This window comes from Micromonospora saelicesensis (genome assembly GCF_900091575.1).
Lineage (GTDB): Bacteria > Actinomycetota > Actinomycetes > Mycobacteriales > Micromonosporaceae > Micromonospora > Micromonospora saelicesensis.
In genome coordinates, this window is the sequence record NZ_FMCR01000002.1 from 154196 (window position 1) to 167920 (window position 13725).

Below are 13725 nucleotides of genomic sequence, written 5' to 3' on the forward strand. Positions count from 1 at the left end.
CGCTGAACCCCATGACCATGCGGCCCATCCGGATCATCGGCGACCCTGTCCTGCGCACCGGATGCGAACCGGTCACCACCTTCGACGCCGAGCTGCGGGCCCTCGTCACCGACCTGATGGACACCCTGCTCGGCGCCCCCGGCCGCGCCGGCGTCGCCGCACCGCAGATCGGCGTCAGCGCCCAGGTGTTCGTCTACGACGCCGACGGGCACCGCGGCCACCTCATCAACCCCACCCTGGAGTTGTCCGACGAACTCCAGGACGACGAGGAGGGCTGCCTGTCCATCCCCGGGCTGTACTTCCCGACCGTGCGGGCCCTGCACGCCACCGCGCACGGCGTCGATCAGCACGGCGAGCCGCTGACCATCGCCGGCAGTGGGTTCCTGGCCCGCGCCCTGCAACACGAGACCGACCACCTGGGCGGGAAGCTCTACGTCGACACCCTGCGCGGCGACACCCGCCGCCGGGCCCTGCGCGAGATCCGCGCCGGGCGCTTCGACTCACCCAGCCGTCGCGGCTAGCTCACCCACTGGTCGTGGCCCAGCTTCGCGACCAACGCGACGACCACCACCAGCAACACCACCCGCACGAAACCGGAGCCGCGGCGCAACGCCATTCGCGCCCCCAGCACCGCGCCGGCGATGTTGCACACCGCCATGCCCGCGCCCAGCAGCCACCACACGTGCCCGGTCACCCCGAACACCACCAGCGCGCCCAGGTTCGTCCCGGCGTTGACGACCTTCGCCATCGCCGAGCCGTGCACGAAGTCCGCGCCCACCAGGGCGGTGAACGCCAACACCAGGAACGTGCCGGTGCCCGGGCCGATCAACCCGTCGTACAGGGCGATCCCCACCCCGGCCACCGCGATCACCACCGCCACCCGCACCGGGGTGCGCTTCGCCGGCACCGCCACCACCCCCATCCGGGGACGCAGCAGCACGAACGCCGCCACCGACACCAGCACCACCAGCACGACCGGCCGGTATGCCGACGCCGGCACCGCCCCGGCCAACGCCGCGCCGACGCCCGCGCTGAGGACCGCGAAACCCGCCGCCGGGCCCGCCACCCGCCAGTCGACCTTCGTCCTGCGGGCGTACGTCGCCGCCGCCGTGGCCGTACCGAAGATCGCGGCCAACTTGTTCGTGCCCAACGCGGTGGCCACCGGCAACCCCGGGGCGGCCACCAACAACGCCGGCAGCAGCAGCAACCCACCACCACCGACCACGGCATCGACCCACCCGGCCATCGCGGCGGCGGCCAGCAGAGTACTCAGCGTCACGGCGTCCACGGGCGGCAATTCTGCCCACCCGACGCGCTCCCAGCGGCACCCGAGTGGCCAGCCTCACCCGGTCACCGACCCCGCGTACGCCGCAACCACACCCCCAACGCGCCGACCGCCACGAACACCAGCACCGAACACAGCAAGACCTTCACCACCCGGCAACCATGCCACGGGCACGTAAGGTGCAGGAGTGCGCCTGGCCACCTTCAACCTGCTGCACGGACGGTCCCTCACCGACGGGCTCGTCGACTCCGACCGACTCACCGCCGCCATCGGCGCCCTCGACGCCGACGTGCTCGCCCTGCAGGAGGTCGACCGCGACCAACGCCGCAGCGGCAACCTCGACCTCACCGCCATCGCCGCCCGCGCCCTCGGCGCACCCCACCACCGCTTCGCCGCCGCCGTCGTCGGCACCCCTGGCGAACAGTTCCGCCCACTGCGCCACGACGACGACGGCCACGGCGAACCCTGCTACGGCATCGGGCTGATCAGCCGATACCCCGTCCGCAGCTGGCAGGTCACCCGACTCAAGCCGGCGCCGGTGCGCTCACCGGTCTACGTGCCCGGCCCCCGCGGCGGCCTCATCCTGCTGCACGACGAACCCCGCGTGATCCTCGCCGCCGTCCTGGACACCCCGCACGGCCCCCTCACCGTCGCCGCGACCCACCTGTCCTTCGTGCCCGGCTGGAACGCCCGCCAACTACGTCAGACCGTCCGCGCCCTGCGCGCGCTACCGGGACCCCGCGTCCTGCTCGGCGACCTCAACCTGCCCGCCGGCGCGGCCCGGCTCATCTCCGGCTGGCACCCCCTGGGCCGACGCCCCACCTACCCGTCCGGGCAGCCCCGCGTCCAACTCGACCACATCCTCGCCGACCGGCACGCCCTCGACCAGCTCCCACCCGTACGCGCGGTCACCGCGCCGGCGTCCACCATCTCCGACCACCGCCCCCTGCTGGTCGATCTCGGCTGAGCATCATCGCCCAACCAGCCGCATCGCGGCTCACGAATGCCTAGGGTGGGCTCGCCGACACCACGCTGTCGCGCCATCGCCACCCCCGGACATCACAGGGAGCTGACCATGAGCGACACGCCGGACACGATCGTCCTCATCCACGGGTTCTGGGTCACCCCCCGCAGCTGGGAACACTGGGTCACCCACTACCAGGACAAGGGCTTTCGGGTGCTCACTCCCACGTACCCCGGGCTGGAAGGCGAGGTCGAGGCGATCAACGCGGACCCCAGCCCGCTGGAGACGCTGACCGCGCCACAGATCATCGCGCACCTGTCCGCGGTGCTCGACGCGCTGCCCACGCCACCCATCCTCATGGGCCACTCCGCCGGCGGGGCGTTCACCCAGGTGCTGCTCGACCGCGGCTACGGCGCCTCGGCGGTCGTGCTCAACTCGGCACCCACCGAAGGCGTCCGGAACATCCCCTTCTCGCAGCTGCGCTCCACCTTCCCGGTGCTGCGCAACCCCGCCAACCGGCACCGGGCCGTCGGGTTCACCTTCGAGCAGTGGAACTACGCGTTCACCAACACCTTCGACGAGCAGACCGCCCGCGCCCTGTACGAGCGCTACGCCATCCCCGCCGCCGGCGGCATCCTCTGGGACAGCGTCCTGGCCAACCTGCTGCCCGGCCCCCAGGACATCGCCGTCAACTACCACAACGACCAGCGCGCGCCGCTGCTGTTCATCTCCGGCTCGCAAGACCACATCCAGCCGCCGAGCGTGCAACGCGCCAACGCCGCGCACTACAAGGGCGACACCATCACCGAGGTCGAACTCTTCGAGGGGTACGCGCACCTGCTGCCCGCCCAGCAGGGCTGGCAGCGCATCGCCGACGTCGCCCTCGACTGGGCCCTGCGCCACGCCCGCTGACCGCGACGCCTCACCGCGCCGACCGTTCGGCCTGCCGCCGCCCCCGGCTTCCTGACATCAGGGGCATCCCCGTGCCCCGGACACCGCGCCTCCCTGAAAACCGAATCGATCAAGGGTCGGCGGGGGAGCGGACCGCCAAGGCGCAAGATTCCCTCAAGATCATTGCATCGACGGACTTCGACAACCATGCTGGTCGACACGCGCCACGATCAACTCGTCGGAGGCCACATGAGACGCCAGCGACCCACCCTCATCGCCGTGTCCACCCTCATCGCCATCACCCTCACCACCGCAGCACCCGCCCCCGCCAACGCCGCACCACCTGACCAGGTCACCGCCCTCACCGCCCACCAGGCCGACGGATACACCACCCTCGCCTGGCAACCCGTCGACGGCGCCACCGACTACCAGATCGAACGCACCCCCGTCGACGCCGACGGCACCCCCACCGGCGCACCCACCATCGTCGGCATCTGGCGACCCAACCGCCAGATCAACCAACAGGCGCCCACCTTCGCCGACGCCGGCTACAACCCCGGCGACACCTTCCAATGGCGCGTACGCGCCCGCACCGGCACCACCGAACAGCCCTACTCGGACCCGGTCACCGCCACCACCACCGCACCCTGGGGCAATCCCACGACCCCCGGCGAGCAACTGCGCACCGGCTGGGAGACCACCCACGCCGCGCAGTACACCAGCGACACCGACGAGTACGCCTACACCGCCGCCATCGACGCCCTCAGCGACCGCGTACGCGTCGTCGAACTCGGCCGCACCGTGCAGAACCGACCCATCAACATGATGGTCATCGGCCACCCCACCCCGGCGGCCACCCCGGAAGCCGTCGCCGCCACCGCACCCGTGGCCATCAACTGCAACGTGCACGGCAACGAACCCGGCGACCGCGAAGCCTGCCTCATCATGGCCCGCCAACTCGCCTTCAGCACCGACCCCCGCATCACCGACCTGCTCAGCCACACCACCGTCCTGATCGTCCCCACCATCAACGGAGACGGCCGCGCCAACAACACCCGCGGCAACTCCACCGGCCAGGACCTCAACCGCGACTACTCGCTGATCCGCCAGCCCGAGACCACCGCGTACATCAAAATGGTCCGCGACTACCGACCCGTCGCCGGCTACGACGGCCACGAGTTCGGCAACTCCCGTGCCGGCGACCTGCCGATGCTGCCCCCACGGCACCAGAACGTCGCCCAACCCATCTTCGACCAGTCCCAGGACATGATCGAAGGCCACATGTACGCCAAGGGCGCCGAAGCCGGCTGGTGGGCCTGCCCCTACGGCTGCGAAGGCGGCGGCAACGTCGGCCTCAGCGAAGAGACCATCCTGCGCAACACCCTCGGGCTCAAGAACGTCACCAACTCCCTGCTGGAACTGCGCAGCTCCGGCGGTCAGACCCGTCCCGACGAGGGCAACACCGCCAACAACCGACGCCGCAAGACCTACTCCGCCCTGTGGACGTTCCACCAGTTCCTCGACTACCACCGCGCAGACCGCGCCGACATCCTGAAGGCCCGCAGCGAGGCCATCGAATCCCAGGCCGCCAACACCGGCCGGCTGGTCTTCCGCGGCTCCCGCCCCATCCCCGCACACCCGGCACCGCACCCCGGCGACAGCCCACCACCACTCGACGCGCCCCCCGCCGACCTGATCCTCGACAACCCGCCCTGCGCCTACAAACTCACCGACGCGCAGTACAACGGCGCCCGCACCGACGGACCCGGCGGCGTCGGCACCACCGTCGCCCAGCGCATCGCCGCCCACGGCTGGAAGGTCATCACGATCGGCGACGACCACTACGTCCCCCTCAACCAACCCGAACGCGGCCTCATCCCCCTTCTCCTCGACGGCAAGGGCGTGGAGAAGCTGACCGACGGTGAACGCGTCTATCCCACCCTCACCGGCCGCCGCAACGGACCCCTGGCCGTCACCGGCTTCACCTGCGCCGATGACGCCACCATCAACGGCCCGGTCACCGTCCGGGCCGGCGCGGCACTCGTCACGACGGCAACGACCATCAGCGGCCCCCTCACCGCCACCGGCGCCGCCGGCATCCTCCTCGCCGACAGCACCGTCAACGGCCCGGTCCGCATCGCCGCCACCGACACGATCTCCATCATCGACGCCACCATCGCCGGCCCCGTCGACCTGTCCGGCAACACCACCGGCACCGACGCACCCGTACTGGCCGGCACCACCATCCGCGGCCCCCTCAACTGCACCGGCAACAACCCCACCCCGCACAACCTCGGCATCGCCAACACCGTCCACGGCCCCCGCACCACCCAGTGCGCGGCACTGTGACCGACAACTAGCGAGCCATCACGCCGGCGGCGCGGGCCCGACACCCGCGCCGCCGGCACCTCCCACCCACCCCGGCACCCGTGGAGGCCGCCGTGTCGCACCCCGCCACCCCACCGCGACACCCCCGACGATTCCGCGGACCGCACGGCGCTCGGCGCGTCCGACAGACGCTCGGCCTGCTCCTGCCGACCCTGCTGCTGGCCGCCTGCACCGGCAGCCCCGCAGCCCCCCGCACGGACGCCGCGCCCGCGAGCACCGCCCCCCAGCCCACCGGGCCACTCTGCGCCGCCCTGCCCACCGGCACCGACCCCGGCAACCCGAGCTACCTCGCCGGGCAACCCGTCGACCAGGCGCTGCGCTGGATCCCCACCCTCACCACGTTCGAAGCGGCCCTGCGTACCAGCGGCGTCCTCACCGACCTGCCCGCCGGCGACGGCATCACCGTCCTGGCGCCCTCCGACGACGCCTTCGCCGCCACGTTCTCCGAGGACAACTGGGACGACCTCATGACGCACCACACCGACCAGCTCCGCACCCTGCTGAAGGCCCACCTCATCACCGGAAGCCACCCGATCGCCGACCTCACCACCGCCGGCACCGCCACCACCCTCGACGGCGTCACCGTCACCGTCACCCGCACCGGGCCCACCGCCCGCCTCGGCGACCGCGCCGACACGGTCTGCGCCGACTACCAGGCCACCAACGCCCGCATCCACATCATCAACGCCGTCCTCGGCCCACTGCCCGTCACCGCCGACGGCGCCGGCCACCGCGCACACTGACCACGCTCACCCGGGCGGCACCAGACCCGCCAGCGCGCGGTTGGTCCGGTTGGCGCGGACCGCGTCACGCTGCTGCCCGGCCGTCACCTCGATGTACGTCTGCGACGACGCCAACGACGCGTGCCCCAACAACCGCATGATCTCCGCCGCGCTCGCACCGTCCTCCGCCAAGCGGGTAGCGAAGGTGTGCCGCAGCGCGTGCAGTCGCGCACCACGCGGCACCCGGTCGCCGATGCCGGCCCGCCGGTAACACGACTCGACGAGATACTGCAGGCCACCACGGCGCAACGGCTCACCACGCCGATCCACCAGAAACGGCGAGTCGGGGCGTACCGACCGCGAACCGAAGCGCCGCACCCGACTGTCCAGGTAGTCCCGCAGCACCCGGTCCAGATCCGCCTCGATCGGCACCACCCGAGGCCGCCCACCCTTGCCCGCCACCTCGACCCGCCGCTCACCGGGCCGACCGCCGAGCGAGTCGACGCGCAACGCCAGCAGCTCCGACAGGCGCAGCCCGGCGCAGAGCGCCACCGCCAACACCGCCACGTCGCGCTCCGGCCACGGGTCACGTTGCCGACCGTCGTCGCGCGCGGCGGACGCGAGCAGCACCTCGGGGGTGTCCGCGCCGCGCAGCGGCTTCGGCTGGGGGAGTAGTGCCCGAGGCCGCCCGACCGCCGGCATCGGGTTGCCCGCCACGAACCCGTCGGCGACCAGGAACGTGAAGAAGTTGTTCCAGGTGGACCAGGCCCGATGCACCGACGCGGGCGCCCGGGGAGCGGCGAACCGGGCGAAGGCCGCGCGCATCACCCGGGGGGAGAGGTCGGTGATCGACAGCGCGTCCAGGGGTAGGGGAGGGGTGGCATCCTCCGCCACCAGGGAGGCCACCGTGTGCAGATCCCTGCGGTACGCGGCCAGGGTGTGCGGGGAGGGCTTACGGGTGGCCCGCGCGGTCAGGAACTCCTCGATCAGCACCGCGAGCGATTCGTCCTGTTTGTCATGCATAAGGGATATTATGCAGCATTTTCGGGTTTCCCGGAAGCCGTGGGGAGAGGGGAGTGCGGTGACCGGCAACCGCAGCGCCAGGTCCTGACCGGAGCTGCGGGAGCCGGCAAGACCACTGATCGAGGCGCCGAGCCGCCGCGGACACCTGGTGATCCGGGAGGTGGCAACCGAAGGAGGTGCATGAGGCGTACGGGCACCGGCTGGTCGACGTGCCACCCGGGCGTACGCGGGAACGAGTCGCGCTGATCGAGAAGCACGTAACGTGCCCGGTATGACGTCACCAGCCGCCACCTGCGCCGAGTGTGGCCGGTCCGGCAGGCCGACGGTGTACCGAGAGCCCGACGAACCCGTAGGTTGGGTCTGCCCCGAGGGGCACGCGTGGCAGGCGGCCGACCGGCCTGGATGGGCTCCCTGGGCGACACCAGCCATTGTCGCCGGAGGCAGCGACGCGGGTGACGCGTCGGTGTCGACGGACCCCAGGGACTTCGTCAGGGACGGTCGGGTGTGGCGGATCGGCACGGCCAACGACGTCGCCTGGCTCGCCGGCTGCACCACACAGGGAGTCTCGATCACCGCGGCGATTCCGCCAGTGTTCGACGCGTACGCCACTTTCTATCCACCCGACGGCGTCAGCTTCGTCGACCACGAGCTCGCCGTGGTCGACGAACTCGCCGCGTACACCCCGGACCAGCCGTGGTGGCTGGGCTATCTCTTTACCGGCGCCCACGACGTCGTCTTCCCGCGTGCTCCACGGGTGTCCCTGTACGGAGACTGGTCCTACGTGCTGGTCGAAGCTGGGCCCGAGCAGGCGCTGACCTGGCGGAGCCGTCACTCGCGCGGTGACGGGCCGCTGCCTGACCTGTTCTTTCCCGCGGATCGCTCCTGGCTGGTCTCCGCCCTCTGGGACGACACCTGGACCGACATCGGCGGCAGTGCCGCCCTCGTCGGGGCCTTGCACCGTAATCCGCTGGTCAACGCCCGCCGTGTCGGGCCCGATGACGACGCCCTGCCGCCAGGACTGACACGCGAGTAGCGGTTACCCGTGGCACGGCAAGGGGACCCCCGGAACGCGCTACTTTACATAATGTGCATTATCGAATCAGGATTCGGGTCGCGAGTGGACCCCGCCTCATCGGAATTATGGGCGGCGAGGGCGGAGCCACCGGGTAGCTGGGCGCGTAGCTTGCGCGCCAGCCCATCGGGCGGTCGCCACCTCGAACAAGATGACGCTCGGCGGGCCGGCCCGCTCGGTCGTCGCGCGATCCTCCACACCTCGGATCCTCCCACCCGGCAAGGCCTGGGCGGTGCCGCCTCCGCATTCGTTGTCGCGGATCTCCGCCCCTGCTCCCCAGCATTACTGACGTGAGGGACGGTGGCCATGGCGGGCGCGGTCGGCTGGGGCCTTGGCCGCGCCACGCTGTCGAACCGTGCGGCACTGATCGCGAGCGTCGCCGCGCCGACGGGCCTCGCCGGGCGCGCTGCGCTGTACGCTGCGGCCGAGTTTCTTGTATTCGCCCAGCTGGCCTGGACGCCCTGAAGTCGCCGAGTGCCGATCTGTCGGCGGTCTCACGTGGCCAGCAAGTCGAAGTGGAAACCGGTCACGAACAAGACGAATCCTATCCAGCGCAGTCGGTGGCCAGGCCGGCTGGCGTCCAAGAGGTCCGCCAAGAGTGGGGCACTCGCCGCGATGACGCCGTACTTGGCCAAGATTCTTGCCCCTCTCATAAGACGGCTCGCTATGACGTCGTTGAGGGTGACGTTCAGCCACAGGGCAAACATCGCCAGCAGGCCCGCCAAATAACCGACCGACCAAATTCCACTGGAAGCACGAACCTGGCTGCTGAACCAAACGAATGCAGCAAGGAACGCCACCGTTGCCAATAGGCTGAACCCGGCGCGCACCCGTTGATGTGGGTTGATTCGCTCAGTCTTCTCGAGCTGAGATCGCTGTTCAGGCGACAGTGCCTGGTCGATCAGTTCGTTCACTAACGTCGAGAGGAAGTTTTTCTGTTTACGGCAGGCCTGCCTGTGTTTGCGGCGGTGCCCACAGTGCGCTCGACGCTCTTCGGCGAAGCGCTCGTGTGCAAGTAAGTAGTCATCGTGAGTGAAGGGAGCCTCCGGTACTCCGGCCTCCCAAGTGGGCGAAGGAACATGATAGCCCATATAACTCAGATACCCGTCCGGTGTGCCGTTATAGCGGCTCACGAACCGGTAGAAGGTCAGTCGTCGCACCTCGTCAATATGGGCCATGAATTGATTTTCTCCCCGAGCCGCTCGGAGAGAGCGAAGATGGTCCAAGGCTCCGAGTGCGGCGTTGCGGAGCTTGGCCGGGTCGATGAGATCGAGAACGATGGTCATCCCGGCCAGGAATTGCAATGCTTTCCCAATCCTCTCCCACCAACCAAGGGCAAAGGGCCACAAGAAGGTGTCGTCTGTGTTGTCCCGCCTGATCCAGCCGCCTAGGACTGAGAGATACTCACTGGATGCCACCCACAGCCCGATGGTGGCAACACATGCCATGACGAAGAACGATCGCCACTTCAAGCTGCTTCCCCCACCGGCGGGAATTGCGAAGGTCTCTGCCCTGAGCTTGTTAACTCGCTCGGTCATTCCGCCACCGCCGGTCAGCTCGATACGACGTGCGCCCTGTTGCGCCAAGGCCCTGCCGGACCGGCAAAGGCGAGCGCTTCGCCGGCGCAGGGATGTCACGCAACTGGTCAGCGTAGCGGAACAACGGCATTCGACTTCACTTTGCGCTGGAGCAGATCGCATGTCTGATGTAGCGCAGGAACCTTAGACGTGTCTCACTGGCGTTGATTTATCCCCAAGCGCGAGCGCGGTGTGGCCGCGGGCGAGGTCGCTCCCCCAGCTCGGGGTGTCAGGTGTGCGTACGGCGCAACCAGTCCTGGGTGAGCGCGCGCAGCAGGGTGGGTTGTTCGTACGGCAGGTAGTGCCCTGCCGCGTCGATCATGGTGTAGGTGCCACGCGGATAGTGGCGCATGGCGCGGAACTGGTCGGCGTAGCCGACGATCCGGTCCTGTCGGCCGGTGATCACGCTGACCGGGCCGTCGTAGACGACCTCGGCGTTCTCGTCGGGTAGCGCGTAGCCGGGACCGTTCTGCAACTCCTGTTGGAAGGTCGGGTCTCCGGGGCCGCCGGAGTTCAGTGCCGCGAGCACCGTCGCGACGACAGCCGGGGTGCGGTGGCCCAGGGCGGCGTCGAGGTGTGCGTGCAGGGCGGCGGGAGCGGCGTCGAGCCAGCCCGTGGGTGCTTCGAGTGGTGGTTCGTCGGGCAGGTTCCGACTGTGCCGGGCGATGGTGACGCCGGGACAGATCAGGAGCAGGCCGCGGACGAGGTCGGGTCGTTGGCGGGCGATGCCGGTGGCCAGGTAGGCGCCGTAGGAGCCACCCGCGAGCAGGACTGGCGTGTCGAGGTGGTGGTCGATCCATGCGCAGACGGTGTCCAGTACGGCCTGGGACGTGGCCGGGCAGTTCGCGGGGGTGTCTCCGTGGCCGGGCAGGTCCAGGTAGACCTCTCGCAGGTCCGCGCTGGCGAAGGCGGGTCGGAAGGCGGCGGCCATGGCGGCCCGGGTCATGCTGAACATCGGTAGGCACACCACTGGTGGTCCGGTTTCCGCTGACTGATCGGCTGCCAGGTTCATGGTGGAGATGCTAGTGAGAGACGGTTCCTCTGATTGAGGGGTGGCGGAGTCGTGGGGTGCGGTGAGGACACATCGACGGTGGCTGCTTCCGGTGACTCGGTTGTCGTCACCATCGTCACCGCGTGCCTTCGGGACGGGCGTGGGGGCAGTCCAACGTCTGTCGTCGATGAGTACTTCTCCCCCGCACCGCGTCATGTGTTGAGCGACGCCGAGCGCAGCCGGGTGCCGGTCCGGATGGGCACCTCGCATGCCGTGTTCGTGGGGCCAGTCGTGGGCGACGAGCCTGTGGACCTGCGGTTCTTCACCGCCGAGGGGGAACTGCCTGCGTGTGGGCATGGGACGGTGGCGGCGGTGGCGTTTCTCGCCGGGCGTCGTCGCGGTGGTGAGCACGAGTTCAGGCTGCGCGTGTCGGGGCGGACGTTCGTTGGTCGTGCGGTCCGCGACGGTGACCAGCTCCGTGCCGCCTTCGACCCGGGTCCGGTGGCCGTACGGGACGCGACCTCGGTCGAGACTGACCTCGTCGTCGACGCTCTCGGTGTCGCTGCGGGTGATCTGCTTGCCGGGGCGTGTGTGGCCTCGTTGGGGCGGGCGCGGATACTGGTGCCGGTTCGTACGCCTGGTGCCGTCGTGGCCCTCGGCCCGCATCTGGACCGCCTGCGCGCCGTGTGTGATCAGTTGGGGTTGCTGGGCTGCTACGTCTTTTCGGCGCCCACCCGCTCTGGTGGTGTGGTGGCGCGGATGTTCGCGCCGTCGATTGGGGTTCCTGAGGACGTCGCCAATGTGAACAGCACGGCTTGTCTGGCCGCCCGCATGGCGGGTAGCGGCTGCACCGAGTTGGCCGTTGACATGGGCGACGTCCTCGGTGAGCCGGCGACCATCACCGCCTCTGTCCGCCCGGGTCCCACCGGACCGCGAGTCCTGGTGGGGGCCGCCGCGATGGTGGTCCGTACGGCGTCGCATCCGGTGAGCGGCCCGAAGGCCACCGAGGTGGAGGCGCCGGATCTCGACCCGCCGCTGAACGCGTTGGACGACGTCTGCGGTCGCTGACGGTCGTGGGCACCGGCCGGGTCGGCCGGTGCCCACGAACAGCGGGTGCCAGAGGTACGGGTCAGATCCAGGGCACCTGCGGGGACGGGTAGAAGTCGACCTGTTGCAGTCGCCAGCGGGGTGCCTGCTCCCCCAGCCGGGTCCGGAACGATTCCCAGTCGTGGCTGGCGGTGGTGGACCAGCCAAGTTCGGCGATCGCGGGTAGGCGGGGGAAGGCCATGTATTCGATGTCGTCGAGGGTGCGCAGCGTCTCGGACCACAGTGGGGCCTCGACGCCGAGGATGGCGTTCTCGCCGACGCCGGTGACCCGGGCGGCGGGGTCCCAGCCGTAGGCGTCGGACACCTCGATCAGGCCGGCCCAGCGCAGGCCGAGGCGGGTGTTGGCGTCGTACTTCATGTCCAGGTAGGCCTTGTTGGCCGGCGACATGATGATCTTGTTGCCGCGGGCGGCGGCCGCGGCGAGGCTGGCGTTGGTGGTGCCGGTGCCCCAGAACTGGGCGACGGCGTCGGTGGGCAGGTCGGCCTGGGTGATCTCGTTCCATCCGGAGGCGCGCTTGCCGTACTTCGCGACCAGGGGCAGGACCCGGTTCATGAAGGTGCGGTAGTCCTCGTCGGTGGTGGCGTGGGCTTCGTCGCCGCCGATGTGCAGGAAGGGTCCGGGGGTGATGGCGGCGAGTTCGCGGATGACGTCCTCGACGAAGCGGTAGGTGAGTTCGTCGTTGATGCAGAGGGAGCTGTAGCCGACCGCGATGTCGGTGCGCGGGGGCGGTGCGACGCCGTCGCAGTTGAGTTCGGGGTACGTCGACTGGGCGGCGTTGGTGTGCCCTGGCATGTCGATCTCGGGAATGATCGTGATGTGTCGTGCGGCGGCGTAGGCGACGACGGCCTTGTAGTCGGCCTTGGTGAGGTATCCGGGGCCGACGCCGTCGACTCCGGTGCCGGGTCCGCCGCCGACTGTGGTGAGGCGGGGCCAGGAGTCGATCTGGATGCGCCAGCCCTGGTCGTCGGTCAGGTGCAGGTGCAGGTAGTTGATTTTGTACTGGCTGAGCAGGTCCACGTAGGCGGTGATGTCGTCGACGGTGTGGAAGTGGCGTGCGAGGTCGAGCATCGCGCCCCGGTAGGCGAAGCGTGGGTAGTCGATGATTCGTCCGCCGGGGACTGTCCAGGTGGTCCGCTGCCGCTCGGGTGCCTCGATCTCGGCGGGGAGCAGTTGGCGCAGGGTCTGGGTGCCGGCGAACAGTCCGGCGGGGGTGTTGGCGCGGATGGTGACGCCGCGGCGGGTGACGTCGAGTTGGTAGCCCTGTTGGCCGATGCGGTCGTCAGCGCCGCCGATGAGCAGGGCGATCTCGGGTAGCGGGGTGGAGCGTACGGGCAGGACCGGCAGGGGGTGGCCGGTGGCGGGGCGCAGTGTGGTGGCGAGTTGGTGCCCGACGTGCCAGGCGGCGGCTGAGCCGGGGGTGGTGCGGATGACGGTCAGGGGGGTGATCCGGAATGTGTTGTGCGCGTCGGGGTGGGTCTCGACCGGTGCGGGGATGACGTCGCTGAGGTGTCGGGCTGGTGCGGTGGGTGTCGTGGCGGCGGCGGGCGTTGCGGGCAGGATGACTGGTAGCGCGAGTGCGGCTATGGCCAGCAGCCGTGTGGTGGTGTGTCGGCGACGCACGGTACCTCCAGGCCTCATCATGATCGACCTTCGTCGATTAGATTCGCAGGCTACCGGCGTTTCGCCTGTACTGTAAACCTTCCT

Annotated in this window: 13 protein-coding genes; 8 read left to right on the forward strand and 5 right to left on the reverse strand. The window is 69.8% G+C overall.

What is annotated here, in order from left to right:
• Nucleotides 1–11 precede the first annotated feature (11 nt).
• Nucleotides 12–521: a peptide deformylase gene (locus GA0070561_RS08610; RefSeq protein ID WP_091398002.1), complete on the forward strand. Its 510-nt coding sequence runs from the start codon at nt 12–14 to the stop codon at nt 519–521.
• Here the strand turns inward: GA0070561_RS08610 and GA0070561_RS08615 are convergent.
• Nucleotides 518–1288: a sulfite exporter TauE/SafE family protein gene (locus GA0070561_RS08615; RefSeq protein ID WP_279616352.1), complete on the reverse strand. Its 771-nt coding sequence runs from the start codon at nt 1286–1288 to the stop codon at nt 518–520. The genes GA0070561_RS08610 and GA0070561_RS08615 overlap by 4 nt on opposite strands.
• A gap of 184 nt (nt 1289–1472) precedes the next feature.
• Here GA0070561_RS08615 and GA0070561_RS08620 point away from each other — a divergent pair, with 184 nt between their 5' ends.
• From GA0070561_RS08620 to GA0070561_RS08635, 4 genes are all read left to right on the forward strand, one after another.
• Nucleotides 1473–2252: an endonuclease/exonuclease/phosphatase family protein gene (locus GA0070561_RS08620; protein ID WP_091398006.1), complete on the forward strand. Its 780-nt coding sequence runs from the start codon at nt 1473–1475 to the stop codon at nt 2250–2252.
• A 108-nt stretch (nt 2253–2360) separates the two neighbouring features.
• The gene (locus GA0070561_RS08625) at nt 2361–3161 is read left to right on the forward strand and encodes an alpha/beta hydrolase (RefSeq protein WP_091398011.1); all 801 of its coding nucleotides are present in this window, start codon (nt 2361–2363) and stop codon (nt 3159–3161) included.
• 228 nt (nt 3162–3389) lie between these two features.
• A complete protein-coding gene (locus GA0070561_RS34500) occupies nt 3390–5489 on the forward strand; it encodes a M14 family zinc carboxypeptidase (RefSeq protein ID WP_091400052.1) in 2100 nt (699 codons plus the stop codon).
• 92 nt (nt 5490–5581) lie between these two features.
• Nucleotides 5582–6271 carry a fasciclin domain-containing protein gene (locus GA0070561_RS08635; RefSeq protein ID WP_167362359.1) on the forward strand — a complete coding sequence of 230 codons (690 nt, stop codon included), beginning with the start codon at nt 5582–5584 and terminating at the stop codon, nt 6269–6271.
• Between the two features lie 6 nt (nt 6272–6277).
• On the opposite strand, the gene GA0070561_RS08640 is transcribed toward GA0070561_RS08635, so the two are convergent.
• Nucleotides 6278–7273, reverse strand: a complete 996-nt coding sequence (locus GA0070561_RS08640; protein ID WP_167362360.1) for a tyrosine-type recombinase/integrase — start codon at nt 7271–7273, stop codon at nt 6278–6280.
• Nucleotides 7274–7775: 502 nt separating this feature from the next.
• Between GA0070561_RS08640 and GA0070561_RS34130 the strand changes: the two genes are divergently transcribed.
• On the forward strand, nt 7776–8306 hold the full coding sequence (locus GA0070561_RS34130; protein ID WP_244166122.1) for a hypothetical protein: 531 nt from the start codon (nt 7776–7778) through the stop codon (nt 8304–8306).
• 345 nt (nt 8307–8651) lie between these two features.
• The gene (locus GA0070561_RS33535) at nt 8652–8810 is read left to right on the forward strand and encodes a hypothetical protein (protein ID WP_167362361.1); all 159 of its coding nucleotides are present in this window, start codon (nt 8652–8654) and stop codon (nt 8808–8810) included.
• Between the two features lie 29 nt (nt 8811–8839).
• Here the strand turns inward: GA0070561_RS33535 and GA0070561_RS32985 are convergent, their stop codons facing one another.
• Nucleotides 8840–9883: a hypothetical protein gene (locus GA0070561_RS32985; RefSeq protein WP_141710337.1), complete on the reverse strand. Its 1044-nt coding sequence runs from the start codon at nt 9881–9883 to the stop codon at nt 8840–8842.
• A 268-nt stretch (nt 9884–10151) separates the two neighbouring features.
• The gene (locus GA0070561_RS08655; RefSeq protein WP_091398022.1) at nt 10152–10934 is read right to left on the reverse strand and encodes an alpha/beta fold hydrolase; all 783 of its coding nucleotides are present in this window, start codon (nt 10932–10934) and stop codon (nt 10152–10154) included.
• A gap of 195 nt (nt 10935–11129) precedes the next feature.
• Here GA0070561_RS08655 and GA0070561_RS08660 point away from each other — a divergent pair, with 195 nt between their 5' ends.
• Nucleotides 11130–11981: a PhzF family phenazine biosynthesis protein gene (locus GA0070561_RS08660; RefSeq protein WP_244166189.1), complete on the forward strand. Its 852-nt coding sequence runs from the start codon at nt 11130–11132 to the stop codon at nt 11979–11981.
• Between the two features lie 61 nt (nt 11982–12042).
• On the opposite strand, the gene GA0070561_RS08665 is transcribed toward GA0070561_RS08660, so the two are convergent.
• Entirely contained in the window at nt 12043–13641 is a 1599-nt protein-coding gene (locus GA0070561_RS08665; protein WP_244166124.1) for a beta-N-acetylhexosaminidase, read from the reverse strand.
• Nucleotides 13642–13725 lie beyond the last annotated feature (84 nt).

Excerpts from the sequence above, each read along its gene's own strand:
- GA0070561_RS08625 (WP_091398011.1), top strand. The coding sequence starts at position 2,361 with ATGAGCGACACGCCGGACACGATCGTCCTCATCCACGGGTTCTGGGTC.
- GA0070561_RS08640 (WP_167362360.1), bottom strand. The coding sequence starts at position 7,273 with ATGCATGACAAACAGGACGAATCGCTCGCGGTGCTGATCGAGGAGTTC.
- GA0070561_RS34500 (WP_091400052.1), top strand. The coding sequence starts at position 3,390 with ATGAGACGCCAGCGACCCACCCTCATCGCCGTGTCCACCCTCATCGCC.
- GA0070561_RS33535 (WP_167362361.1), top strand. The coding sequence starts at position 8,652 with ATGGCGGGCGCGGTCGGCTGGGGCCTTGGCCGCGCCACGCTGTCGAAC.
- GA0070561_RS08610 (WP_091398002.1), top strand. The coding sequence starts at position 12 with ATGACCATGCGGCCCATCCGGATCATCGGCGACCCTGTCCTGCGCACC.
- GA0070561_RS08655 (WP_091398022.1), bottom strand. The coding sequence starts at position 10,934 with ATGAACCTGGCAGCCGATCAGTCAGCGGAAACCGGACCACCAGTGGTG.
- GA0070561_RS32985 (WP_141710337.1), bottom strand. The coding sequence starts at position 9,883 with ATGACCGAGCGAGTTAACAAGCTCAGGGCAGAGACCTTCGCAATTCCC.